We start from the raw sequence: 25,643 nt of genomic DNA, 5'->3' as shown, positions 1-25,643 counted from the left end.
GGAAATCACTCGCAGGATCAATGGGCGTGCTCGGCCGAGCCCTTGCCCAATTCGGACTTGAGGATGAAGCTGCCGGTGGTGGCCACCTGAGCACCGGCCTCCAGGCCCTGGCGCACTTCGACGTAGCCGTTTTCACTGGCGCCAAGCTCAAGATGGCGGGTGATAAAACCGTCAGGCGTGCGTACGAAGACCGAGGGTTTTTCCTCGACGGTCTGGATCGCCGTTTGCGGCACGGTGACCTTGGCCTGGTAGGTGTCCGTGGCCAGTTGCACGGTGACGAACAGTCCTGGGCGCCAGGCGTCGTCGGGGTTGGGCACCGTCACACGCACGGTGGCGGTGCGTGTTTGCTCGCCGAGCAAATTGCCGACATAGGCCACGCTGCCCTGCACATCGGTGCCCATTTCCGTGGAGCTGACTTTCACCGGTTTGCCGAGCCGGACCTTGTTCAAATCCTTGGGAAATACGCCGAAGGTGACCCACACCTGGGACAGGTCAGACAGCGTGAAGGCGTTACTGGTCTCGCTCACCACCTCGCCGACACCGAGGTGCTTTTCCACCACCACGCCTGTGAACGGCGCACGCAGTTCGTAACGATTGCCGCCGGCCAGCACGGTGTTGCCGCTGAGCGCGGTCATCTTTTGGCGGGCATTGTTCAAGGCGATTTCAGCTTCTTGCAGGGTTTGGCGCGCCAGCAGGTAATCCTGCTCGGCGGAGATCTTGTCCTGCCACAACTGGCGTTCACGCTGGAAGGTAATACGCGCCAGTTCAACCCGACGCTCGCTGGCCGCCAGCTCACTGCGCTGGTCGGAAATCTGCTGGCTGGCGATCACCGCGAGCAGCTCGCCCTTCTTCACCGCCTGGCCAAGATTGACCTTCACGGATTCCACCACACCGGCCGCGCGCGGGACGATATGCGAGGTACGGTCTTCGTCGAAACGCACCTCCCCCGGCAGCGTCAGCAATGTGCTGATCGACCGGGGTTGGGCCTCGGCGAGCTCGATACCGGCGGCCTGGATTTGTTGTTCAGTCAGCTCGAGCATGCCTTCTTCTTCCTCGGCGTTGGCCACGCCGGACAGCATCAGGCCCAAGGCGACGGCAAGCGCCACGCGGTGTCGTTTATTCATAAGGCACTCCAGAAAAAATCAAAACCGGGCGAGGTCGCCGTAAATCCGTTCGATGCGCAGCCAGGCATCGGTGGCCTGGGCGGTGGCCGCAAGGTATTGGGTGCGCGCCGCGATCAGGGTGCGCTGGGCGTCGAGCACGTCGAGGAAGTTGAACTTGCCCATCTCGAAGCCGCGGGTGGCGCTGTCCACCGCGCGTTGGGCGGCGGGCAGGATCTGCTGGTTGAATGCGCGCACTTCGCTGTTCGCGGTTTGCCACAGGTCCAGGGCCTGGCGCGTTTCGGTACGCAGGCGCAATTCGGCAGCGTTGCGCTGGTCGCGGGCCTGATCGGCACGGCGCGTGGCGGCAAGTACGTTGCCCTGGTTGCGGCTGAACAACGGAATCGGCATCGACACGCCGACCAGGTTCACCCGCTCGCGCACACTGGCGTCGTACTGACTGCCGATGGACACATCCAGGTCGGGAATACGCTGGGCTTTTTCCAGGCCCACGCTGGCTTCGTTCTGCACGATCTGCAGTTCGGCCAGGCGCAGTTCGGCGGTCTGCTCAAGGCGCGCCAACAGTTGTGTGGCGGACGGCAACGGCGGTGTGGAGTGGCTTGGCGTGGCGACAGTCTGGAAGTCGGTCGCCGCGCTGCCGGTACTGGCGGCCAGGCGGCGATAGGCGTCGGTGAGGCCCATGTGTGCGCGATTGAGTTCGAGGCGGATCTCCGACAACTGCACCTGGGCCCGCGTGGCTTCCACCGGTGAGGATTTGCCGGCAGTCACGCGGCCGTTGGCGACCACCAGCCCGCGCTCGGCCAAGGCCAGGGAGCGCTGCACCAGGTCGAGACGTTCCTGGGCGCGCAGGGCACCGTAGTAGCCGTCGATCACCTCGACGCGCAGCGTGTTGCGGCGCTGTTCCAAGGCCAGTACGGCGGCGTCCTGGGCACGCGTCGCCACGTCAATGCGGGCATCGCGCTTGCCACCCAGTTCCAGGGTTTGGCTGAGCTTGAGGGTGGTGGTACGCGTATCGCGACGTGTGTCTTCGGCATCCCAGGACGCCACCGGATTGGGGATCAACCCGGCCTGCTGGCGACCGCCCGCGGCGATCTCGATTTCCCATTGCGCGGCCGCCAGGTCGGGGTTGTTGGCGAAGGCGGTTTGCAGGGCCGCGTCGAGGGTGAGGGTTTGTGCCTGGGCAACGCTGGCAGCTCCCCACAACAGCGTCGCCCCCACCAGCTTTCTAACGGAAATTGCCATAACGAGAGTTCCACGCCCATAAAGTAAAAGCCGGGAGAATGTAGCGTTCGCGACTTATCAAAGCGGTGGAGCAAAGATTACAAATCCGACAGCAATGGCTCTGGGGCGGGCGTTATCAGGTATGCTTTTGGGCCAGGAAACAAAAAGAAACAATTTTCCCAACCTGTTCGATAAGGAGTCTCGCCTTGGCGTTATCGACTGCCGCGTGGATGGTTCACGACACCCGCCTCATGCTCTGCGTACTGCTGGCCATCGCCAGCATCATCGTGCTGATCAGCGCGACCAAGTTGCCGCCGTTCCTGTCGATCCTGATCGGCACCTTTATCGCCGGGGTCGGCGCCGGGTTGCCAGCGGAAGAGGTGGCCAAGGCCTTCAGCAAGGGCGCCGGGGCGATCCTCGGTGAAGCCGGGATCATCATTGCCCTGGGCTCGATGCTGGGTGCGCTGATGGCGGAATCCGGCGCGGCCGACCGCATCGCCACCACCCTGCTCGGGCTGGGCAAGGGCAAGTCGTTGCCATGGGTGATGGCGCTGGTGGCGATGGTGATCGGCCTGCCGCTGTTCTTCGAAGTGGGCTTGGTGATGATGGTGCCGATCATCTTTGTGATGGCCAAACGTTCGAACCAGCCGCTGTTGAAAATCGCCATCCCGGCGCTGGCGGGCATGACCACCTTGCACGCCTTGATGCCACCGCACCCAGGGCCGCTGATTGCGGTGGGCGCGTTGCACGCCGACCTGGGCCTGACCATGTTGCTGGGCTTTTGCCTGGCGGTGCCGGCCGTGATCCTCGCCGGGCCGCTCTATGGCAACTGGCTGTCCAAGCGCCTGCATGTGGATGAGCCGGCCGACATCGGCGCGCTGTTCAGCGCCCCGCCCAAGGCCCCGCGCCAGCCGAGCTTTGGCGTGTCATTGCTGATCATTCTGTTGCCGGTGATTCTGATGCTCGGCAGCACCTTGGCCAAAGTCGCGCTGCCAGCGGAAAGCAGCGTGGGCCTGACCCTGAAATTCCTCGGCGAACCGCTGATCGCCCTGGGCCTGGCGGTGATCGCCGCCGTGATCTGCCTGGGCTGGGCCGCCGGGATGCCGCGCGCTGAGGTCGGCAACACCCTGCGCAAGGCCCTTGCCCCCATCGCCGTGTTGCTGCTGACCATCGGCGCCGGCGGCGGCCTCAAGCAAACCTTGCTGGATGCCGGCGTCAGCCAAACCATCAGCAAAGTCGCCGAAGGAGCGCACATGCCGTACCTGCTGCTGGCCTGGTTGATCGCCGTGGCGCTGCGCCAGGCCACCGGCTCGGCCACGGTCGCCACCACCACGACCGCCGGCATCCTCGCGCCGATGATGGCCGGGTTGGCGGCGACACAAAGCTCACTGGTGGCGCTGGCGATCGGCGCAGGTTCGGTGTTCTTCTGCCACGTCAATGATGCGGGGTTCTGGATGGTGCGCGAGTACTTTGGCTTGCAGCTGAAGCAGACGATTTGGGTGTGGTCGGTGTTGCAGACGATTGTTTCGGTGGTCGGGTTGGTCGGTACGCTGTTGCTGTGGCACTTCTTGACCTGACCTTCAGGCCGCCAAGGTGTGGCGCTTGCCAAACAGCGCTACACACCCCACCCCCACCGCGCCCATAACCACGCAATACCCCACGCAAATCCACGGGCTGGTCGGCATCAGCGCGATCAGCATCAGCGGCGTGGTACTCGCCCACAGTGCGTAAGCGATGTTGTAGGTGAAGGAAATGCCCGACACCCGCACCTGCGCCGGAAACAGGCCGACCATCACCGACGGCACCGCGCCCACTACCCCGCAACTCAAGCCCGCCAGCGCGTACGCCGCGCCAAGCCAGATGCCGCCGCTGATCAGGCTGGCGTACAGCAGGAAAATACCCACCGGCAGCAGCAGGCTGTAGACCAGCACCGCGCGCCAGGCGCCGATGCGGTCCACCAGCAGGCCGGCGAGGACGCAGCCGATATTCAGGAAGACGATGCCCAGGGCGCTCAAGGCAAAGGTGTGACTGGGGCTCATGCCGAAGGTTTTCTGCATCATGGTCGGGGTGATGACCACCAGCACCACCACGGCGGAGGTGAGCACGCAGGTGAGGATCATCGCCGGCAACAGTACGGCGCGATGGTCACGCAGTACGGTGCGCAGCGGCAGCTCGGCAGCGGCCTGGCGGCGGGCCTGCATTTCGAGGAAGACCGGGGTTTCGCTGAGCCAGCGTCGCAGCCACACGCCGATCACGCCGAACACACCGCCGAGCAGGAAGGGGAAGCGCCAGGCGTAGTCGAGGATTTCGGCCGGGGTGAAGACCTGTGCCAGCAGCGTGGCAGTCAGCGCACCGAGCAGGTAGCCGAAGGTCAGGCCGGCTTGCAGGAAGCCCAGGGCATAACCACGATGGTTGCGCGGTGCGTGTTCGGCGACGAAGGTCCAGGCGCTGGGTACTTCACCGCCCACCGCCGCACCTTGCAGCACGCGCAGCACCAGCAGGATCAGCGGTGCGAAATAACCGATCTGTGCGTAGGTGGGCATGATCCCGATCAGCAGGCACGGCAACGCCATCATCAGGATGCTCAGGCTGAACACGCGCTTGCGCCCCAGGTGATCGGCGAAGTGCGCCATCAGGATGCCGCCCAGCGGACGCGCGAGGTAGCCGGTGACGAAGATGCCGAAGCTTTGCAGCAGGCGCAGCCACTCGGGCATTTCCGCCGGGAAGAACAGTTGGCTGAGGGTCAGCGCGAAGAACACAAAGATAATGAAGTCGTAGATTTCCAAGGCGCCGCCCAGGGCGGCCAGGCCCAGGGTCTTGTAGTCGGAGCGGGAAAAACGCTGCGCCTGTGGAACAGAGGTGGCAGTCATGTTGAGGCTCGGCAGACAAACAAAATGGCGTGCAGGTTATGAGCTGCGCCGGTTGATGGCAATCGCGGCAGATATATTTGTTTTCCTCATGGATCGATGAAGATAACTGCATTCCCATATCAATGGCCGTGGAGGAACATGCCGAAAAATTGCCGACACCATAATAAATACAAGAGGAAAGACTCGTGGCCGATGCTATCGAAGAAAGCCGCTATGCCCGCTTTGCCCTGCGCTGCTCGAACTTTGCCGAGCGCTGGTTCCCCGACTCCTGGGTGTTCGCCGCCCTCGCCGTGATCATCGTCGCCGTGGCGACCCTGGGCATGGGCGCCGCGCCGACCGAAGCCGCCAAGGCCTTTGGCGACGGGTTCTGGAGCCTGATCCCGTTCACCATGCAGATGGCCTTCGTGGTGATCGGTGGCTACGTGGTCGCCAGCTCGCCACCGGCGGTCAAGCTGATCGACCGCCTGGCGCGTATCCCGAAGAACGGCCGCTCAGCCGTGGCGTGGGTTGCGTTGATTTCCATGGTGGCGTCATTGCTCAACTGGGGCCTGTCCCTGGTGTTCGGCGGTTTGCTGGTGCGTGCGCTGGCCCGTCGTACGGATTTGCGCATGGACTACCGTGCTGCGGGTGCGGCGGCCTATCTTGGGTTGGGCGCGGTGTGGGCGCTGGGGCTGTCGTCGTCAGCCGCACAATTGCAGGCCAACCCGGCCAGCTTGCCGCCGTCGATCCTGTCGATCACCGGGGTGATCCCGTTTACCGACACCATCTTCCTGTGGCAATCCGGCGTGCTGTTGCTGGCACTGATCGTGGTGTCGCTGATCATCGCCTACGCCACCGCGCCCGGCCCCAACAGCGCCCGTGACGCCAAGGCCTGTGGCGTCGACCCGGCCTTCAACCTGCCCAAGCTGCAACCACCGGGCCGCCCCGGCGAATGGCTGGAACACAGCCCGTTGCTGACCATTCTGCTGGCATTGCTGGCGGCGGGCTGGTTGTTCCATGAGTTCTCGACCAAGCCGGCGATCAGCGCGATTTCGGGGCTGAACACCTACAACTTCCTGTTCATCATGGTCGGTGCCCTGCTGCACTGGCGCCCGCGCAGTTTCCTCGATGCGGTGGCCCGTGCAGTGCCGACCACCACCGGCGTGTTGATCCAGTTCCCGCTGTACGGCTCGATTGCGGCGCTGATGACCGTGGTCAAGGGCGGCGACGGCCAGACCCTGGCGCACCATATCTCGACCTTCTTCACGTCCATCGCCTCCCACGACACGTATGCACTGCTGATGGGCGTGTACTCGGCGGTGCTGGGCTTCTTTATTCCGTCAGGCGGCGGCAAGTGGATCATCGAAGCGCCTTATGTGATGCAAGTGGCCAATGACCTGCAATACCACCTGGGCTGGGCGGTGCAGATCTACAACGCGGCCGAGGCGCTGCCGAACCTGATCAACCCGTTCTACATGCTGCCGTTGCTGGGAGTGTTGGGGTTGAAGGCGCGGGATTTGATCGGGTTTTCGTTTGTGCAGCTGCTGGTGCACACGCCGCTGGTATTGTTCCTGCTGTGGGCGTTGGGGACGACGTTGAAGTATTTACCGCCCGTCATGCCTTGAATAACTGATGACTGCACCTGTTGTTGCAACAGGTGCAATCACACTGCAGTTACAGGAAGACGCGCCAATAGATCAGGCAGCGCGCTCTGGATGGTGTCCCAAACCACATCAAGGTTGATATCGAAGTAACCGTGGGCGATGCGGTTACGCATTCCCCGCATGCTGCGCCAAGGAATGTGTGAATGAGCCTCAGCGAAGTGCGGGTGCAGATCCATGATTTTCGTCGACGCCTCACCAATGATGATCAGACTCATGACCACTGCTTGTTGAGTACGCCTGTCTTCCAGAAACTCTTCTTTGCTAAGGCCCTCTACAAAACTGATCGCGTCAGCAGTGGCCTGCCTTATGTGATCCAGATAATCCCCGAGGCGATTTGCTGTCATACAGGCCGTGCCTCAGCCAGCACTTTTGCGCGGAACTTCAACGGCAAATCGGCAGGCGTCAGTAGATCGACATTGACCCCTAGCAGGTCCTCAAGCTCGACTTGCAGCCCGCCAAGATCAAACAAAGTGGTTCCCGGCGGCGCATCGACCAGCAAATCAAGGTCGCTGCCTTCTTGGTCGGTACCCAGCAATACAGACCCAAATACCCTTGGGTTTGAGATGCGAAATCGGCCCACCACTTCTCTGACGGCTGCACGTTTTAGATCAAGGGCGGTTGAAGGTTTCACGGTTCACCTCAGTGATGTCCATTATCGGGCAAGTCTAGCAGCGCTGGCCAAGCGTAGACACGTCTTGCTCATCACACCGCTGTCTTCGTTCCGTCACATTGCATTGCTACCGTCCTGCGAAATATCTTGCAACATCTCGCCAGCAAGGACTCCCCGCAATGAGTGATGATCACGAAGACCGCCCTTCCCCAGATTCCATAGCCCAACCGCCGGTAGACACCGGCCGTCGGCGCTTCCTGGGGGGTGCGGCGGTGTTGGGGGTGGGCGCGACCTTGAGTGCCTGCGGCAACAGCAGTGAGGCGCCCGGCAAGCCCGTGGCGCGGCCGCTCACGCCTCAGGAGCTGGACAAGGCCTTGCACGACCAGGTGAAGACCGTGGTGGTGATCTATGCCGAGAACCGCAGTTTCAACAACCTGTTTGCGGACTTCCCAGGCGTTGAGAAACCGCTGTCGGCGCTTTCCGCCGCCGACACACAGCAACGCGACCGCGACGGCAGCCTGTTGACCACCCTGCCCCCGGCCTGGGGCGGTGTGCTGCAAGTGGGCCCGCAAAGCGTGGATGGGGTGACTTACCCCAGCGAAGTGCAATTCCAGGAAAACCTGCCCAACGCCCCGTTCGCCCTCAAGGGCCCGAACGCCGAAGACCTGCCGTTGAGCCTGGTCACCCGCGACTTGTGGCACGTGTTCTACCAGAACCAGATGCAGATCAACGGCGGCAAGAACGACGGTTTCGTCGCCTGGGCCGACTCCGGCGGCCTGGTCATGGGCCATTACGCCCAGAGCCGTTATTCCCTGCGCCTGTGGGATGTAGCCAAGGAGTTTGTGCTCTGCGATAACTTCTTCCAGGGGGCGTTTGGTGGCTCGTTCCTCAACCATCAATACCTGATCAGCGCCACCGCGCCGTTCTACCCGAATGCCGCGCAGTCGGTGGCCAAGGCGCAGATCGCCACGCTGCAAAGCGATGACCCCACCGACCCGCGTCTCAAGCCGCTGGATAAATCCCCGGCGAGCGCCATGACCGGCCCGCCGCAGTTCGGCCCCAGCGCGCTGACCCCGGACGGTTACGGCGTGAACACCCTGGCGCCGCCGTATTGGCCGACCTGGATTCGTGACCCGGAAAACCCGGACTACGCAAAAGCCGACCTGCCCAACGTACTGGTGCCGCAGACCCATGAGCACATCGGCGACAAGCTGTCGAAAAAGAACGTCGACTGGGCGTGGTACGCCGGGGCATGGCAGGCAACGCTGGATCAGTTCAAGGATTCGGGCGGTATCCCGAAGATCCCTAACTTCCAGTACCACCACCAGCCGTTCAACTACTTCAAGCAGCAGGGCCCCGAGAACCGTGCCGAGCGTGACAAGCGCCTGCGCGATGGCGGTTTGGGCGATGAGGCGAGCACCAATAAGTTCTTCGCCGATGCCCAGGCCGGCAAGCTGCCAGCCGTGAGCTTCTACAAGCCCCAGGGCAACCTGAATATGCACGCCGGTTACGCCGACGTGGCGTCGGGCGACCGCCATATCGTCCGCGCCTTGAAGGTGCTGCAGGAAAGCCCGCAGTGGAAAAACATGGTGGTGGTGGTGACCGTCGATGAAAACGGCGGCTGGTGGGACCACGTCGCCCCGCCCAAAGGCGACCGCTGGGGCCCAGGCACACGGGTTCCGGCGCTGGTGGTCTCGCCCTTCGCGCGTAAAGGCACCGTGGACCATACGGTGTACGACACCGCGTCGATCCTGCGCTTGATTACGCGGGTCTTCCAGCTGGAGACCCTGGACGGGCTCAAGCAACGCGATGACGCCATGATTGCCCGAGGCCAGAAACCCATGGGGGATTTGAGCAACGCGTTGCAGTTCAGCGTGTAGGACGCTTATCCAATAGCGACATGCCTGGCGATTTAGCACGCGGTTTTCCTGGCCAACCGCTACTGTGAGGAGGTGGGCTTTCACCCCGCGCAGACGGGCTTTCGCTGACAAGGAATCAAGTATGTTCAAACCGACCAGGTTGTCCTTCACCCTGGCCGCACTGATGGCCAGTGCGGTCGTACACGCCGACATCGAAGTACCGCTGGGCAGCACTCAACGGGTGACCCAGTTGTTCGCTTACCCCAATAACTGCAATGTGATCTGCTTTCGGCCATGGACGCTGGAGCAGACCGCCGAGCACTACCTGAACCAAAGCCTGCAGCGCGATGGCTACAGCCGAGCCAAGGTCAGCGTCAAGAACCATGAAGGGCAGCTCGCCGCGACCTTCAGCGGTGTACCCGACAGTTACGGCCAGCCTCTGACCGCGCTGCTCAATACCGCTGACCTGGCCTACCAGGGCGCGAGCAGACTCAACAGCGACGGCAAGTGGGCGTACAACTGGTACCTGTTCCTGCCACTGGGCATGGCCCTGGAAAACCGCAAGAGCATCGAGTTGCTGCATTTCCCGCCGGATTATTCGCTGACCCAGGCCCAGGATTACCTGGAGTCGGCCACCACCGACCGCTGGGCCAGCCTGCTCACCGATAACGGCGTGCCGGCCACCGAAACCCCGGCCTACCAGACCATCATCGATATCGCCCCCATCGCCGCCCCTTCCAATGCGGGCAAGGACCTGGAGAACGTCTACGGCTACTTCACCGACTACCAGACCCGCATGGTCAGCGAACTGAGCCTGCACCCCAACGGCTCGCTGCCAATGGTCGCGTTCGGCGCGCCGGTGCGCAGTTGGATCAAGCAGCAATACGGACAAACCGTGGGTGTACTGGGCCTGGCGCAGATCAGCCCTGCCGCGGGCAAGACCGTCTCGGTGCTGGGCGCCAACCACCCCAGCTACATCTGGTACGCGGCCAGCCCGGACACCTATGACGGTAACGAGCAGAAAGCCGACGACGCGGGTTTAAAAGTGATGGGCCAGGACTTGAGCGCCGCCTGCTGGCAGGCCGGAATGGGCCAGAAACCCGCGAGCGATCCGAATGTGCTGCTCAAGGCCTGCATTAACACCTGGCAGGTCACGCGCAAAGAGCAGACCTGCGAATTGTTCTACACCTCGGTGCGCAACCTGACCCCGGAACAGGCGAACGCCAAATGCGCCACGCCTTCGATCAAGACGCAGCTCAAGCAACTGAAGAACGCAGCGCCCGCCCCCAGCATCATGGCGCCTGCGCTGTAGACAGCAGAAAATCCGATTTCTACTGTCAAAGTTGACAGTAGAAATCGGCTCCACGTTCAGCGAGTCTTGAGCCGGGCCCATCCGCTGCAAGACTGGTAGTCAGCCACCACCCGCAGGTCGATGCAGCCTAACCAAGGAGAGTTATGAAAACTCAAGCCATGGACCAGGCTAAAACCACTGTGAGTGATGGTTTGTACCCGTTCAAGACACTGCTCGTTGAACAGGGCTATCCCTCGGCCAAGCACTTTAAGGTTGAGCGCGACGGCGGCGGCGTCAGGGCTCGCGTGGGTTTCGACGGCCGCGTGCGCATTGCCCGGGTGTCCGGTTACGCCGTGAACGAGCGACGCCCACGTACGCTGCAGCTGTCCGCCCGCATCCACCTGTATGACAGCTGGTTCTGCGGCCTGCTGCGACACTCCTGCAACCCGAATGTGTTTTTCGACACCACCTACCTGGAGCTATGGACCGTGCAGCCCATAGTCGCTGGCGCCCCGCTGACCCTGGACTACGCCAGTACCGAGGACGCCTTGTTCCGACAGTTCGCCTGCCAATGCGGCGAGCTGAACTGCCGGGGCTGGATCACCGGCAGCACAGAGTGTTTGAACGCCGAAGGCCAGGCGTTCATGACCCATTGGCGCGACCGCAAACGGCCTTAGGCTTCGCCCAGCGGACGCAGGCGATACTGCGGAGGCAGCTGCTCGAAGCCACTGATGGTGGTGTTCAAGCTTTTCCAACGGCCGTCCTTGATGCCGTAGATGCAGCCGTGGATAGACAGGCTCTGCCCACGGTGCCAGGCATTTTGCACAATGCTGGTGTGGCCGACGTTGGCCACCTGCTGGATCACGTTCAGCTCGCACATGCGGTCCACACGTTCCTCTTCGGTCGGCAGTTGGGCCAGCACGTCACGGTTTTCGTAGTAGAGATCGCGGATGGTGCGCAGCCAGCCGTCGATCAGGCCGAACTGGCGGTCCTGCATCGAGGCGCGCACGCCGCCGCAGCCATAGTGGCCGGTGACGAGGATATGTTTGACCTTGAGTACATCGACCGCGTACTGGATCACCGACAGGCAATTGAGGTCAGTGTGCAGCACCACGTTGGCCACGTTGCGGTGTACGAACAGATCACCGGGCAGCATGCCGACGATCTCGTTGGCCGGTACCCGCGCATCGGAACAACCGATCCACAGGTATTCAGGGGTCTGCTGGCGGGCGAGCTTGGCGAAGAATTCGGGATCTTCCTGTTTGATCGCATCCGCCCAGCGTTCGTTGTTATCAAGCAGGTCTTGTAGTTCGTTCATCAGGGAAAGCCTCAGGAATGATGCGCAGCTTTGACAGACGACCGCCCGTCCGGGTCACGCCGATGATAAAGATAGCCGGCGGGCAATTACTTGAATCTTGGGGGGCCATGCCTGTCCACACACTATAAGCCCCACAGTATGAGGATTGGCCATGACTGAATCACGACGTCCCTACGGCGCTACACAGCCCGAACCGATTGACGACAACGAAGACCGCATGGGCTCGATGCGCGAGCTGGATTTTGACGAGGAAGAACCGACGGCGGAGATTGGCAATGAGATCCCCCGTGGCGAGCGAGAACAGCTGATGCCCGACGAACGGGTGCGCGAGGCCGGACTGACCGGGGCTTCAACGGCTGATCATGAGTCGACCGATGATGATATGAGCCCGGAAACCCTGATCCATGAAGACGGTGCGCGGGACGCTCGGGAGGCGGGGGAAGACAACCCGGCGGATTTTGACCTGAGCATTGTCGATGAAGATGACATTGGCGGCGGAAATGGCCTGGATGAAGCGGAACTGGCTGATCTGGACCCGGTAGACGGAAACCGCTGACACTGCGCAAATCCAAATGTGGGAGGGGCGGTGCGACGATTCGACTTGCCCTCCTCCCACATTGGTCCGTGTGTTTAATCGACGAGGGTGCAGGCCATGACAACCGCATCTTCGCGCCCGCCGACAGCCGGGTAGTAGTCCCGGCGACGCCCAATCTCGTTGAAGCCATAGCGCTCATAGAGGCGGAACGCTCCGGTATTGCTGTCGCGCACTTCCAGGAAGCATTCCCGCGCGTTGGCGGCATAGGCGCGGGACATCAGGTGTTCCAGCAGTGCCAGGCCCAGGCCACGGCCCTGGTTTTCCGGCTTGACGGTGATGTTCAGCAAATGCGCTTCATCGAGGATGATCTGCACCACGCCGTGGCCTACCTGCTGCTCGCCTTCGAACATCAGCCAGATCTGGTACTTGCCCAGCCCGTCGAGAAAGATCCCGCGGGTCCAGGGATGGCTGAATGCCGCGTATTCGATTTTCAGCACGGCGTCGAGGTCGGCCTCGGTCATCGGGCGGAAGGATAAAGCCTCACTCATCGGTTGTTTTCCAGCGCGCCATCAGCCGGCGCATGGCTTGCCAGACATCAGCCTTACGCTGTGGCTCTTCCATTAATAATTCCAGGCCCGGCAGGGCCCATACAGAGCCCAGGCCCTCGACCTGCAGTTCGCGGTACCAGGCTTCGGCGTTCGCTTCACCGGCAAACCGTACGGCGGGCAGGCCGATCAGCCACAGGCACACGCAGGGTTCGTCCTCCAGGCGTGCCGAGACGAAGCCTTGCACGAAATCCCGCGCCGCTTCCGGGCCCTGGTCCATGGTGCCGCGTACCAGCAGCGGCCAACGGACCGGGTCGCCGACGATTTGCGGGCTGTCGGGCAGGCCGGCGGCGCGCAGCATGTCCTTGAGCAGCATGTAGGCGGGGTCGCGGGTCTGGAAGCGCTCGCCGGTGGGTAACTCCACCAATAGCAGGCAACGCCCGGCCCGCAATAACTGCAGGGCAAAGCGTGGCGGCGGCACCACGGGGGCCTTGGCAACCGGCGCAGCCGCTTCGGCCACTACGGGCTTGGCCATTGGCCCCGGGCGCGGCACCTCGACCTTGACGCGTTCAACCGCAGGACGAGCTTCCAGTACGGGTTTGACCACGGCCACCGGTGCAGCCGCCTCCTCCCCCGAAACCTCGAACGCCTCATAGGGCTCAAGCGCCGCTAACAGCTCGGGCCGCGACGGGGCGGCGAACGGCAGTTCGGTGCGGGGCAGCCAGTTGACCACCTGCATGGCGGTCAAGTAAGCGCGACGTCGGGACTCGATAAGCACAGCTCGGCCACTTGTGGATAAGTAAAGAGCGGGGATTCTACCGCTGTTCGGTAACAATCGCCCACTGTGCACTGACCGGCTGTGGATAAATCCCGCGCCTGATGCAGTACAATCGCGACTTTTAATCGCCAACCAGCCGGCCATTCCCATGATCGAACCCAAGCGCGTCCTGCGCGCCCTCGCCGAACACTGGGCCTTACTTGAGCCACTGTGCGAACACTTCGACCAAGGCACCCTGAGCCTCGGCGAGCTGCGCGCACAACTGGCCGCCCAACAACTGGACAGCACGCCCCAGGACATCACCAGCCTGCTGGACGTGTGGATTCGCCTGGATATCCTGGTGCCTGTCGCCAAGAGCCCGAACCGTTTCGAGCTCAACGCGCAGATCCACGACTTCCTGGCTTATCTTCGCAAGGAGCACCGGCTTGGCCTGTGCCTGGAGATCGAAGCCTACCTGCGCCATCTTGAGCGCCTGGCCGGTTATATCCAGGATGCCTTCGACATCCGTGATGGCCACGACCTGGCCCGCCAACTGCGCCTGCTCGACATGCGCGTACGCGACGTACTGAAAAAACTCGCCAACGACGAACAGGCCCTCGCGGCCGTGGCCGACCGTGCCAAGACCAGCGACCGGCAGATCCCGCTGCGCCAGCGTTACGCCGAAGTCCTGGCGACCTGGGACGAGTACGTCGAACCGATGATCCAGCTGGTGAACGCCGACGGTGCCTTCGAGCAAGGCGTGCGCAAGGTGGAAAACGTGCTGCTGCGCATGCTCACCGAGCAACAGCGCCTCGGCCACCTGGTGGACGACGACATGCTGCTGCGCACCCACGCGCGCATCCTCGAAATGCAGACCAGCGCCCAGCTGACCTTGCGGCATGCCCGCGAGCTGCTGTTGCCGCTGCGCGAAGAAGCGCGTCGGCACAATGCCGTGACCCGCGGTGCGGCGCTGGCGCTGTCGGCCATCCGCCGTAAAGGCCTGGACGCGGTGCCGCAGGCGGCGATGCCGATGTTTACCCGACCGCAAAGCACCTTCCTCGGCAGTGCCAGCCAGGTCGAGGCCTATGTGTATGCCCTGGCGAACTTCGAGCCGAAACCGGCCCGGTTCCCCAAGGCGCACAAGTCCCACAAGGGCGAAGCCCAGCGCGCACCTCGGACGGTCAAGGAAATGCTCGAGCGCTGCGAAGACGCGCTGCCGATGCCGGACCTGATGACCTGGCTGCTGGAGCAGGAACCGGACGGTGCCACCGACGAATTGCTGTACTGGTTCTCGCGGCTCTCGCGGGAGAAACGCTTCAAGCGCGAGCGCCTGGAACGCCGCGACTACCACACACACGAGCACCAGGTCAGCCTGCGCTCATTCGCCCTGCTCCCGGCCGGCACCGACGCCGCCGAGCATCCTGCGAGTACACCTCATGCATCTTGATCTATCCGAACTGTCCCAGCTGGCGCCGATCTTTCGCGAGCTGTTCAAGGGTTACCACGTCAGCCGCCGCGACCCCGAGCTGTACGCGCAACTGTCGAACTTCCAGGACCAGTACCGCACGCTGTTCAAGGCCCTGGGCTTTGAGCTGGTGTGCGATACCCGTGGCTTCTACTACTTCGTGCCGGACTCCGCGATTGCGAGTGCGCAGGTCAACAAGACCGCCCAGCGCCTGGCGCTGTTCACCTTCATCATTGTCGAGCACCTGGCCGACCAGGGCCGCGACCCGATCGCCGTGCTCGACGGTGGCAGCCTGGGCCGTGACGAGCTGCCGTCGCTGCTGGAAAAGTACCGCGACCTGTTTATCCAGGCCGAAGTGCAGACCCAGGAAGAACTCGAAGAAAAAATCATGCGCCGTATGACCCAGCTGGGTTTTGCCAGCGAAGACAACGGCATTTACCGCTTCCTGCCGCCGATGCACCGCTTCCTCGACGTGTGCCTTTCGGTGCAGCAGGACCGCGACCTGGCGGCCAGCGTACACAGCGTGTTGCCACTGCCGGTGCCGGTGATCATTGACGAAGACAGCGATGAAAAACTGCTGAAGACCGATGACCCGCTGGACCTCAGCGACTTCGCGGACGAAAGCGAAGAAGACGCACTGGCCCGCGCCATTGCCGAAGAACAGGAGACCGACGCATGAGCAAGGAACGCTACGGCATCCGCCGCTTCGCGCTATTGAACACTGCCGGCTACAGCTTGGGCTTGTTCCCGCTGGAAGAACCGCTGTCGGTGTATGGCGCTAATAACCTGGGTAAATCCGCGTCGATCAACGCCTTGCAGTTCCCGATCCTGGCGCGCATGTCGGACATGAGTTTCGGCAAGTACACCCTGGAGCAATCGCGACGCTTCTACTTCGCCACCGACACCAGCTACATCCTGGTGGAAGTCTCCCTGCCCCATGGCCCCCACGTAATCGGCGTGGTCGGGCGCGGCCCGGGCGGTGGTTTCGGGCACCAGTTCTTTGCCTACGCCGGCAAGCTGGACCTGGCCCACTATCAGAAAAACGACACCTGCCTGCGTCAGAAGGAGCTGTTCACCAACCTTGAGCGCGAAGGCCTGAAAGCCTACGAACTCAAGCCGGATGAACTGCGCCGTTTGCTGGTGGGTGGTCATACGTCGATCCCGCTGGACCTGACCCTGATCCCGCTGCGCTCCACCAGTGAGCAAAGCCTGAAAACTTTCCGCGCGTTGTTTATCAACCTGCTGCACATGCGCGAAATCACCGCGGCCAAGCTCAAGCAGCTGTTCCTCGATGCGTTCGAGCACAGCCTGCGTTCGGGTAGTGTGGATTACATCGCAGCGTGCGAAGAAGCCTTCCGCGATGTGCGACGCATGGAGCAGGACTACAACGCCCTGGTCGCTGCCGGCCCGCTGGTGGAAGCCCTGGCCAATGGCGTTCGCCAGCGCGACGCCCTGCGCGGCAAGCTGCATCGCCTGTCGCCGCTGCTGGATTCGCTGCTCGGCACCTGGTCGGACTATGCCAGTGCGCGCAAGGAAGAGCTGACCATCCAGGCCGAGCACTACCGCAACGAGCAGGACGCACTGCAGAACGACCAGCGTGGCGGCACCCAGGAGCTGATGCGCCTGGAGCGGGAAATCAGCGGCATCCAGCGTTGGCTGGGCGAGTTGTCGGTGCTCAAGCATCGCTTTGCCCTGGTGGATGACGTCAGGGTCCTGGAGCAGCAATTGCTGGCGGCCAAGGACGCTCACGATGAACTGGCGGGCGCACTGGCGCAGTCGCGGCAGTTCAGCGCCGAGGATCTGGACGAGCGTCTGCGCGATCTGGAAAAACGCTTGAAGTCGGTCAAGCAGCAGCTGGATCACGCGGATAACAACAGCTATGCCAAGCTGCGCGAAGAGTTTTCGCAGCAGGACGTCGAGCGCCTGATGCGCCTGTTCAACAGTTCGTTGTTCAGCCTGCCATTGGGTGAACACGGCATCACGCTGGATGAGGACGGCCAGTGGGTCAAATCCCTGGAGCAGATCCTCGATGGCTTCAAGGGCGAACGTTTTGAAGTGCCGGGGCTGTCCATCGACATCTCCCACATCGAACCACCGGCGCTGCAGGCCCTGGCGGACCGCGCAGCGTTGCGCGACCAAAAGGAACGCCTGGAGAAAGAACTCAAGCAGCTGAAAACCCAGCAAGCCGTGGCCTCCGACCGCGCGGCGAGCAAGACCCAGACCGAAGCGCTGTACCAGCAGGTGCTGGACGCGCAAAAGGCGCTGGAAGACTTCCGTCGCGCGCAAACCCTGAGTGCCGAAGAAGGCGAAAAACTGGAAAACCTGGCACAGATGGAAGCGGCCCAGGATGAGTTGAAACGATCCAGCGATGCGTTCACCGAGCGCGTCCAGCAACTGTCCGCCAAGCTGCAGCTGGTGGGCCGCCAGATCGGCGATATGGAAGCCAAGCAACGTACGCTGGATGACGCCTTGCGCCGCCGGCAGCTGTTGCCGGCCGACTTGCCGTTTGGCACGCCGTTCATGGACCCGGTCGATGACTCCATGGATAACCTGCTGCCGCTGCTCAATGACTATCAGGACAGCTGGCAGGGCTTGCTGCGTGCCGATGGCCAGATCGAGGCGTTGTACGCTCAGGTGCGCCTCAAGGGCGTGGCCAAGTTCGACAGCGAGGATGACGTAGAGCGTCGCCTGCAATTGTTGATCAACGCTTATGCGCACCGCACCGATGAGGCGCTGACACTGGGCAAGGCGCGCCGGGCGGCGGTCACTGACATTGCACGAACCCTGCGCAATATCCGCAGCGACTACGACAGCCTGGAACACCAGCTGGCGCTGTTCAACCGCGAGATCAACAAGCGTCAGGTGTCCAACCTGCAAAGCTTCCGCATCGTACTCGCGCCGAATAAGGAAGCCCTCAAACATATCGACCAGATCATCCACAGTGCTGGCCAGTACGAAGAAGGCGAAACCCTGTCGGTGTTCGACCTCAGCCAAAGTGCCGAGCAGGACAACAAGAACGAAGAAGCCAAGGAATACCTGGCCCGCCTGGTGGCGGCCAACCATAACCAGTTGGGCCTCAAGGACCTGTTCGAACTGGCTTTCGAGATCACCAAGGTGCACGGTCAGCCGGTGATCCACACCGACATCGACGGCGCGGCGTCCAACGGCACCACCATGACCATCAAGGCGCTGACCAACATGTACTTGTTGCTGCACTTGATGGACCGTGACCAGGCCGGGCGTGTGCGCTTGCCGTACTACCTCGACGAAGCAGCGGATATCGATGAGAAGAATCAGGCGGCGTTGCTGGAAACCAGTTTGCAACTGGGCTTTGTGCCGATCCTCGCCAGTGTGAAGCCACAGGTGTCTGCCCAGGTGGCAATCGACCTGGAAGGCGGCAGCGGGCCGAACGGTATCTACATCGATGAGGCGGACTGGAAGTACATCCGTCGCCATGATGTGGTGAAGGCGACAGTGAATGTGCAGGCGGATGAGCCGGAGCTGGATGAGGTCTGACGTTTTGCGCTGAAATATAAAAAGGCCGCGATCCGATGGATCGCGGCCTTTTTTGTAGCTTTATTTGCCGAGTGGGATTTTCGGTGCCCAGGTCAGCCATTCCTCTTCGAATTTGTCGAACAGCGGGAAGGTTTGCTGCGGCCGCGCGGCGTTGCCCATACGCTCGCCGTCTGGCGTGGCAAATGCGATACCGCCGGCCACAAGAGTCTCCAGGGACTCGGTGCGCACCGTCGCCCCCTTGAACAGGCCAAAGTCGAGGCCAAAGCCGCTGGTGTTCCAGAAGCGGCTGCCACTGCGTACCAGCGGCGCGTACTTGGGTTCGATCAGGATGTGGATCAGTACACGGTCGGCGGTCTGGCCCAACTCGTAGCCGGTCACTTTGCCCACGGTGACTTCACGGTAGGTCACCGGCACACCTTCCTTCAACGAGCCACGGCGTGCGGCGCTAAGTGTCAGGCTGAGGCCAGCCTCCTGACGGACAGCTTCAGGGGGTTGGGCCAGTGCGACGAAGCTCTTCTGCGGACCGGCGTTTTTCGCAGCCGGCTGCACTTCGATGTATTGCCCGGTGACCAGGGTTTCCAGGTTGGAGGTTTTCATCAGGCCCAGTTCTGGCTTGACCACCCAGAACTGGCTGCCGACGCGCGCGATGCGGTCCGCTACTTGGGTAATACGCGCACTGAGCAGCACCGATTGCATATCGGCACTGAGGTCCACGCTCTCGATCTTACCCACATCCAGGCCTTTGAAACGTACCGGTGTGCCTGGACGCATACCGTCAGCACGGTCGACCTTGATGGTCACCAGGGTGCCATGCTGATTGGCCGCCTCACGGTCGGCAAACAAGCGGAAACGTGGAATGCGCTTTTTCAGCGGTACGTTCGGCTGCGGTGTTTCGAAGGCAATACCACCGGCCATCAGGCTGGCCAGGGACTCACTCTTCACCTGGATACCACCGGTGAGGCCGCCGGTCAGGGTCACACCGCTGGCATTCCAGAAACGTGTCGAACCGTTAACCAGGTTTTCGTATTCCTTCTCGATATGAACGCCGATCACCAGCTGCTTGTTCTTGCGCGAGAACTGGTAGCTCTGCACCGAGCCGACCTTGACCTGTTTGTAGAGTATCGGGCTGCCGACATCCAGGGAGCCGAGGTTGTCGGTGAACAGCACCATGTGCAGGCCCGGGGAGCGCAGGTCCAGCGGTGGCGCCTTGGCGCGGGCGACGAATTCGCGTTGCGGGGCGCTGCCTTTGTCGCCAGGACGAATGGCGATGTAATTACCTTTGACCAGGGCTTCCAGGCCGGTAATGCCGGCCAGCGAGATGGAAGGTTTGACCACCCAGAACTGGGTGTCTTGAACCAGGTAGTCTTCGGCCAATGGGTCGAGGGTCAGCTCGGCGTTGGCGCTGGACAGGTCCGGGTCGATCTTCAAGGTTTTCAGGCTGCCCACCTGAATGCCTTTGTACATCACCGGTGTACGACCGGCTTGCAGGCCTTCGAAGTCCGTGAGCTTGACCTTGGCCTTGATACCGGCAGCGGCCGCATCGAAATCTTCGTACAGGCGGAACGGCAGGCTCGGATCGGTCGGCGGGCTGTCCTTGCGATTCTCCGGCGTGGCGAAGGCAATGCCGCCGGCGACGATACTGGAGAGGGATTCGCTGCGCACCTTCACGCCGGAGAGATTGGCATCGATGCTGATGCCGCTGGCGTTCCAGAAACGGGTGTGTTTGCGCACAAGGTTGGCGTAGGTCGGCTCGATGTAGACCTTGATCTCGACGGTGCTCTGGTCCTCGGAGAGCAAGTAGCTTTTGACCTGGCCGACCTGTATCTGCTTATAGAACACCGGGCTGCCACGGTTGAGCGAGCCGAGGCGGTCGGCCTTGATGGTCAGGTGCAGGCCAGGCTTGGCATCGGACAAAGGCGGCTCTTCGGAGAGCGCCTTGAATTTGCGTGTGGGCTCACCGTCACCGGGGCTGGCGGCGATGTAGTTACCCGAGACCAGGGTTTCCAGGCCGGTGATACCGGCAAGGCTGACACTGGGCTTGACCAGCCAGAAACGCGTGTTGGTCTTGAGGTATTGCTCGACATCCTTGTTCATCTCGATGGTGGCAATCACCCCGCGATTATTGCCCTCGTCGTCAAGGGCAAGGGTCTTGACCTTACCCACGGACATGCCTTTGTAGACCACTTCGGTTTTGTTGGCCTGGATGCCTTCGCCGCTTTCAAAGCGCACCTGGATCTCAATACCCTGCTGGGAATAGGCACGCCACCCCAGCCAACCGCCGATGATCAAGGCAATCAGGGGAAGAACCCAAATGGCTGACCAGTTGGAGGCCGGGCGGGTTTTAGCTTTAGGCAAATCACTCATGGTCGTCGTCCGACTCCGTATTATCCCAAATCAGTCGGGGATCAAAAGTTACTGCGGCAAGCATCGTCAAGATCACCACACTGGCGAACGCTGCAGCGCCGAGGTTGGCCTCGACGCTGGCAAGCCGCCCAAAGTTTACGACCGCCACCAGGATGGCGATCACGAAGATATCCAGCATGGACCAGCGGCCAATGAATTCGATAAAGCGGTACATGATAATGCGCTGCTGCGCGGAAAGCGGTTGGTGACGTTGAACCGAGAACAGTAACAGGCCAATGCCCACCAGCTTGAACGTCGGCACCAGGATGCTGGCGATGAACACCACAGCCGCAATCGGGAACATGCCGTGCTGCACCAACTGGATCACACCGGCCATGATGGTGCTTGGCTCGCCCTGGCCGAGGGAGTTGACGGTCATGATCGGCAACAGGTTGGCGGGGATATACAGAATGGCCGCCGTGATCAGCAAGGCCCAGGTGCGAGTGAGGCTGTTGGGGCGACGGGCGTGGATCAGCGCACCGCATCGGGTGCAGGTTTGCTCATCGGTGTCAGGCTCTTGTTTGTTCAGCTCGTGACATTCAGTACAAATCAGAATGCCCGCATCAATCGCCCGCATGATCATCTTCCCCTGACAGTGCTTGCCAGATCTGGTGCGGCGACATCACCACCTCAAGCAGAACCTGAACCATTAATAGGCTGACAAAGCAAACCAGACCCAGGCCGATGGTGATTGAGGCCATGTCGGCGAGTTTCACGATCGCCACCAGTACGCCCATCAAGTAGACCTCCAACATTCCCCAATCTTTCATGTGGTGGTAAATGCGGTACAGCAGCAGGCCGTAACTACGGCCGATCTTCCAACGAATACTGAGCAGCACCGCCAGCTGGCAAAGCAGCTTGAGCAGCGGAATACCCATGCTGCATAGGAACACCACGGCGGCGACGCCTTGCATCCCGGTATCGAATAGACCGACTACGCCACTCCACACAGTGTCCTCTGAGGACTGCCCGAGCAGATTGAGCTGCATGATGGGCAGAAAGTTCGCCGGGACGTAGAGCAACAGCGCGGCGAGTACCAGAGCGAGGCTGCGCTCAACGACATTATGGCGGTGAGCGTAGAGTTCATAACCGCAACGCGGGCATTGGGCTTTTTCACCGAGGGCGAGCATGGGTTTGCGCATCAGCAAGTCGCACTCATGGCATGCCACCAAGTTGTCCAGTGGTAAATCCGACACCTCAAGGGCATCAACCGGATCCGGCATAGGTAGGGCTCTGACTCTAAAAAAGGTTAGGTGCCTATTCTAGTGGTCTGGTTCAGAAATAACTGTGCAAATTTGTCGTGCATCTTTCCGCACTTTCCGACCGCCCAAAACAAAACCCCATCTGCTCTCGCAAATGGGGTTTCGGAATTTAATCTTGACGATGACCTACTCTCACATGGGGAAACCCCACACTACCATCGGCGATGCATCGTTTCACTGCTGAGTTCGGGATGGGATCAGGTGGTTCCAATGCTCTATGGTCGTCAAGAAATTCGGGTACTGAGTCGTGGCCAGCTGGCCTCGCTTCAGCAAATTGGGTATGTGACAGCTGTCGGTGTTTTGTGAAATCTCGAACTTTCGGTTCATTGCGTCTTCACACACCGCAATCTGGCCTTTCGACGCAAATTGCTTGGGTGTTATATGGTCAAGCCTCACGGGCAATTAGTATTGGTTAGCTCAACGCCTCACAGCGCTTACACACCCAACCTATCAACGTCGTAGTCTTCGACGGCCCTTCAGGGGACTCAAGGTCCCAGTGAGATCTCATCTTGAGGCTAGTTTCCCGCTTAGATGCTTTCAGCGGTTATCTATTCCGAACATAGCTACCCGGCAATGCCACTGGCGTGACAACCGGAACACCAGAGGTTCGTCCACTCCGGTCCTCTCGTACTAGGAGCAGCCCCTCTCAAATCTCAAACGTCCACGGCAGATAGGGACCGAACTGTCTCACGACGTTCTAAACCCAGCTCGCGTACCACTTTAAATGGCGAACAGCCATACCCTTGGGACCGGCTTCAGCCCCAGGATGTGATGAGCCGACATCGAGGTGCCAAACACCGCCGTCGATATGAACTCTTGGGCGGTATCAGCCTGTTATCCCCGGAGTACCTTTTATCCGTTGAGCGATGGCCCTTCCATACAGAACCACCGGATCACTAAGACCTACTTTCGTACCTGCTCGACGTGTCTGTCTCGCAGTCAAGCGCGCTTTTGCCTTTATACTCTACGACCGATTTCCGACCGGTCTGAGCGCACCTTCGTACTCCTCCGTTACTCTTTAGGAGGAGACCGCCCCAGTCAAACTACCCACCATACACTGTCCTCGATCCGGATAACGGACCTGAGTTAGAACCTCAAAGTTGCCAGGGTGGTATTTCAAGGTTGGCTCCACGCAGACTGGCGTCCACGCTTCAAAGCCTCCCACCTATCCTACACAAGCAAATTCAAAGTCCAGTGCAAAGCTATAGTAAAGGTTCACGGGGTCTTTCCGTCTAGCCGCGGATACACTGCATCTTCACAGCGATTTCAATTTCACTGAGTCTCGGGTGGAGACAGCGCCGCCATCGTTACGCCATTCGTGCAGGTCGGAACTTACCCGACAAGGAATTTCGCTACCTTAGGACCGTTATAGTTACGGCCGCCGTTTACCGGGGCTTCGATCAAGAGCTTCGCGTTAGCTAACCCCATCAATTAACCTTCCGGCACCGGGCAGGCGTCACACCCTATACGTCCACTTTCGTGTTTGCAGAGTGCTGTGTTTTTAATAAACAGTCGCAGCGGCCTGGTATCTTCGACCGGCATGGGCTTACGGAGCAAGTCCTTCACCCTCACCGGCGCACCTTCTCCCGAAGTTACGGTGCCATTTTGCCTAGTTCCTTCACCCGAGTTCTCTCAAGCGCCTTGGTATTCTCTACCCAACCACCTGTGTCGGTTTGGGGTACGGTTCCTGGTTACCTGAAGCTTAGAAGCTTTTCTTGGAAGCATGGCATCAACCACTTCGTTAACTAAAAGTTAACTCGTCATCAGCTCTCGGCCTTAGAATCCCGGATTTACCTAAGATTCCAGCCTACCACCTTAAACTTGGACAACCAACGCCAAGCTGGCCTAGCCTTCTCCGTCCCTCCATCGCAATAACCAGAAGTACAGGAATATTAACCTGTTTTCCATCGACTACGCTTTTCAGCCTCGCCTTAGGGACCGACTAACCCTGCGTCGATTAACGTTGCGCAGGAAACCTTGGTCTTTCGGCGTGGGTGTTTTTCACACCCATTATCGTTACTCATGTCAGCATTCGCACTTCTGATACCTCCAGCAAGCTTCTCAACTCACCTTCACAGGCTTACAGAACGCTCCTCTACCGCATCACTTACGTGATACCCGTAGCTTCGGTGTATGGTTTGAGCCCCGTTACATCTTCCGCGCAGGCCGACTCGACTAGTGAGCTATTACGCTTTCTTTAAAGGGTGGCTGCTTCTAAGCCAACCTCCTAGCTGTCTAAGCCTTCCCACATCGTTTCCCACTTAACCATAACTTTGGGACCTTAGCTGACGGTCTGGGTTGTTTCCCTTTTCACGACGGACGTTAGCACCCGCCGTGTGTCTCCCATGCTCGGCACTTGTAGGTATTCGGAGTTTGCATCGGTTTGGTAAGTCGGGATGACCCCCTAGCCGAAACAGTGCTCTACCCCCTACAGTGATACATGAGGCGCTACCTAAATAGCTTTCGAGGAGAACCAGCTATCTCCGAGCTTGATTAGCCTTTCACTCCGATCCACAGGTCATCCGCTAACTTTTCAACGGTAGTCGGTTCGGTCCTCCAGTTAGTGTTACCCAACCTTCAACCTGCCCATGGATAGATCGCCCGGTTTCGGGTCTATTCCCAGCGACTAGACGCCCTATTAAGACTCGCTTTCGCTACGCCTCCCCTATTCGGTTAAGCTCGCCACTGAAAATAAGTCGCTGACCCATTATACAAAAGGTACGCAGTCACCCAACAAAGTGGGCTCCCACTGCTTGTACGCATACGGTTTCAGGATCTATTTCACTCCCCTCTCCGGGGTTCTTTTCGCCTTTCCCTCACGGTACTAGTTCACTATCGGTCAGTCAGTAGTATTTAGCCTTGGAGGATGGTCCCCCCATATTCAGACAAAGTTTCTCGTGCTCCGTCCTACTCGATTTCATGACTAAGAGATTTTCGCGTACAGGGCTATCACCCACTATGGCCGCACTTTCCAGAGCGTTCCGCTAATCTCAAAGCCACTTAAGGGCTAGTCCCCGTTCGCTCGCCACTACTAAGGGAATCTCGGTTGATTTCTTTTCCTCAGGGTACTTAGATGTTTCAGTTCCCCTGGTTCGCCTCTTGCACCTATGTATTCAGTACAAGATAACCATCTTATGATGGCTGGTTCCCCCATTCAGACATCTCCGGATCAAAGTCTGTTTGCCGACTCCCCGAAGCTTTTCGCAGGCTACCACGTCTTTCATCGC

General features: G+C 60.6%; 20 protein-coding genes and 2 rRNA genes. 9 read left to right on the top strand and 13 right to left on the bottom strand.

The window, feature by feature from the left end:
* Window positions 1-17: 17 nt before the first annotated feature.
* Window positions 18-1,124 carry an efflux RND transporter periplasmic adaptor subunit gene (locus BLW22_RS00110; RefSeq protein ID WP_074843615.1) on the bottom strand — a complete coding sequence of 369 codons (1,107 nt, stop codon included), beginning with the start codon at window positions 1,122-1,124 and terminating at the stop codon, window positions 18-20.
* Between the two features lie 18 nt (window positions 1,125-1,142).
* On the bottom strand, window positions 1,143-2,363 hold the full coding sequence (locus tag BLW22_RS00105) for a TolC family protein (protein ID WP_074843613.1): 1,221 nt from the start codon (window positions 2,361-2,363) through the stop codon (window positions 1,143-1,145).
* A 185-nt stretch (window positions 2,364-2,548) separates the two neighbouring features.
* On the opposite strand from BLW22_RS00105, the gene BLW22_RS00100 reads away from it, so the two are divergent.
* The gene (locus BLW22_RS00100) at window positions 2,549-3,919 is read left to right on the top strand and encodes a GntT/GntP/DsdX family permease (RefSeq protein WP_065923993.1); all 1,371 of its coding nucleotides are present in this window, start codon (window positions 2,549-2,551) and stop codon (window positions 3,917-3,919) included.
* A gap of 3 nt (window positions 3,920-3,922) precedes the next feature.
* On the opposite strand, the gene BLW22_RS00095 is transcribed toward BLW22_RS00100, so the two are convergent.
* A complete protein-coding gene (locus BLW22_RS00095; RefSeq protein ID WP_065923992.1) occupies window positions 3,923-5,212 on the bottom strand; it encodes an MFS transporter in 1,290 nt (429 codons plus the stop codon).
* Window positions 5,213-5,397: 185 nt separating this feature from the next.
* Here BLW22_RS00095 and BLW22_RS00090 point away from each other — a divergent pair, with 185 nt between their 5' ends.
* Window positions 5,398-6,816, top strand: a complete 1,419-nt coding sequence (locus tag BLW22_RS00090) for a short-chain fatty acid transporter (protein WP_027606949.1) — start codon at window positions 5,398-5,400, stop codon at window positions 6,814-6,816.
* A gap of 38 nt (window positions 6,817-6,854) precedes the next feature.
* On the opposite strand, the gene BLW22_RS00085 is transcribed toward BLW22_RS00090, so the two are convergent.
* Complete coding sequence (locus BLW22_RS00085; protein ID WP_053134107.1) at window positions 6,855-7,199, bottom strand: HepT-like ribonuclease domain-containing protein; 345 nt, start codon at window positions 7,197-7,199, stop codon at window positions 6,855-6,857.
* The gene (locus BLW22_RS00080) at window positions 7,196-7,486 is read right to left on the bottom strand and encodes a nucleotidyltransferase family protein (RefSeq protein WP_053134104.1); all 291 of its coding nucleotides are present in this window, start codon (window positions 7,484-7,486) and stop codon (window positions 7,196-7,198) included. Before BLW22_RS00080 ends, BLW22_RS00085 begins: the two co-directional genes overlap by 4 nt.
* Before the next feature lie 158 nt (window positions 7,487-7,644).
* Between BLW22_RS00080 and BLW22_RS00075 the strand changes: the two genes are divergently transcribed.
* The 3 genes from BLW22_RS00075 to BLW22_RS00065 all read left to right on the top strand — a co-directional run bounded on the left by BLW22_RS00075 (window position 7,645) and on the right by BLW22_RS00065 (window position 11,292).
* A complete protein-coding gene (locus BLW22_RS00075; RefSeq protein ID WP_074843611.1) occupies window positions 7,645-9,345 on the top strand; it encodes an acid phosphatase in 1,701 nt (566 codons plus the stop codon).
* Between the two features lie 121 nt (window positions 9,346-9,466).
* Window positions 9,467-10,636, top strand: coding sequence for a hypothetical protein (locus tag BLW22_RS00070; protein ID WP_074843609.1), 1,170 nt, complete (start codon window positions 9,467-9,469; stop codon window positions 10,634-10,636).
* Between the two features lie 143 nt (window positions 10,637-10,779).
* Window positions 10,780-11,292, top strand: coding sequence for an SET domain-containing protein-lysine N-methyltransferase (locus BLW22_RS00065; protein ID WP_065948503.1), 513 nt, complete (start codon window positions 10,780-10,782; stop codon window positions 11,290-11,292).
* Here the strand turns inward: BLW22_RS00065 and can are convergent.
* Window positions 11,289-11,933, bottom strand: a complete 645-nt coding sequence (gene can / locus BLW22_RS00060; protein ID WP_003188288.1) for a carbonate dehydratase — start codon at window positions 11,931-11,933, stop codon at window positions 11,289-11,291. The genes BLW22_RS00065 and can overlap by 4 nt on opposite strands.
* 151 nt (window positions 11,934-12,084) lie before the next feature.
* Here can and BLW22_RS00055 point away from each other — a divergent pair, with 151 nt between their 5' ends.
* Entirely contained in the window at window positions 12,085-12,489 is a 405-nt protein-coding gene (locus BLW22_RS00055) for a serine kinase/phosphatase (protein ID WP_065923988.1), read from the top strand.
* Window positions 12,490-12,563: 74 nt separating this feature from the next.
* On the opposite strand, the gene rimI is transcribed toward BLW22_RS00055, so the two are convergent.
* Window positions 12,564-13,016, bottom strand: coding sequence for a ribosomal protein S18-alanine N-acetyltransferase (gene rimI / locus BLW22_RS00050; RefSeq protein ID WP_003188286.1), 453 nt, complete (start codon window positions 13,014-13,016; stop codon window positions 12,564-12,566).
* Window positions 13,009-13,752, bottom strand: coding sequence for a hypothetical protein (locus tag BLW22_RS00045; protein WP_051429386.1), 744 nt, complete (start codon window positions 13,750-13,752; stop codon window positions 13,009-13,011). Before BLW22_RS00045 ends, rimI begins: the two co-directional genes overlap by 8 nt.
* Window positions 13,753-13,939: 187 nt before the next feature.
* Between BLW22_RS00045 and mksB the strand changes: the two genes are divergently transcribed.
* From mksB to mksF, 3 genes are read left to right on the top strand one after another with little or no spacing between them, the layout of a single operon-like run.
* Entirely contained in the window at window positions 13,940-15,217 is a 1,278-nt protein-coding gene (mksB, locus tag BLW22_RS00040; protein ID WP_065948505.1) for an Mks condensin complex protein MksB, read from the top strand.
* Window positions 15,207-15,914: an Mks condensin complex protein MksE gene (gene mksE / locus BLW22_RS00035; protein WP_065923985.1), complete on the top strand. Its 708-nt coding sequence runs from the start codon at window positions 15,207-15,209 to the stop codon at window positions 15,912-15,914. The genes mksB and mksE overlap by 11 nt, the downstream gene beginning before the upstream one ends.
* Complete coding sequence (mksF, locus tag BLW22_RS00030) at window positions 15,911-18,751, top strand: Mks condensin complex protein MksF (RefSeq protein WP_074843607.1); 2,841 nt, start codon at window positions 15,911-15,913, stop codon at window positions 18,749-18,751. Before mksE ends, mksF begins: the two co-directional genes overlap by 4 nt.
* A 60-nt stretch (window positions 18,752-18,811) precedes the next feature.
* On the opposite strand, the gene BLW22_RS00025 is transcribed toward mksF, so the two are convergent.
* From BLW22_RS00025 to BLW22_RS00005, 5 genes are all read right to left on the bottom strand, one after another.
* Complete coding sequence (locus BLW22_RS00025) at window positions 18,812-21,115, bottom strand: PqiB family protein (protein ID WP_074843604.1); 2,304 nt, start codon at window positions 21,113-21,115, stop codon at window positions 18,812-18,814.
* Entirely contained in the window at window positions 21,108-21,731 is a 624-nt protein-coding gene (locus BLW22_RS00020) for a paraquat-inducible protein A (protein ID WP_027606959.1), read from the bottom strand. Before BLW22_RS00020 ends, BLW22_RS00025 begins: the two co-directional genes overlap by 8 nt.
* Window positions 21,718-22,377 (bottom strand): paraquat-inducible protein A, encoded by a 660-nt coding sequence (locus BLW22_RS00015; RefSeq protein WP_065923981.1) that lies wholly within the window; start codon window positions 22,375-22,377, stop codon window positions 21,718-21,720. Before BLW22_RS00015 ends, BLW22_RS00020 begins: the two co-directional genes overlap by 14 nt.
* 152 nt (window positions 22,378-22,529) lie before the next feature.
* Window positions 22,530-22,645, bottom strand: a 5S ribosomal RNA gene (gene rrf / locus BLW22_RS00010).
* A 152-nt stretch (window positions 22,646-22,797) separates the two neighbouring features.
* Window positions 22,798-25,643: ribosomal RNA gene (locus BLW22_RS00005) — 23S ribosomal RNA — on the bottom strand; the annotation flags it as partial.

The organism is Pseudomonas marginalis (assembly GCF_900105325.1).
GTDB classification, from domain to species: Bacteria; Pseudomonadota; Gammaproteobacteria; order Pseudomonadales; family Pseudomonadaceae; genus Aquipseudomonas; species Aquipseudomonas marginalis.
Note: the sequence above shows the minus strand (reverse complement) of the source record. Positions and strands in the feature narration are given on the sequence as shown.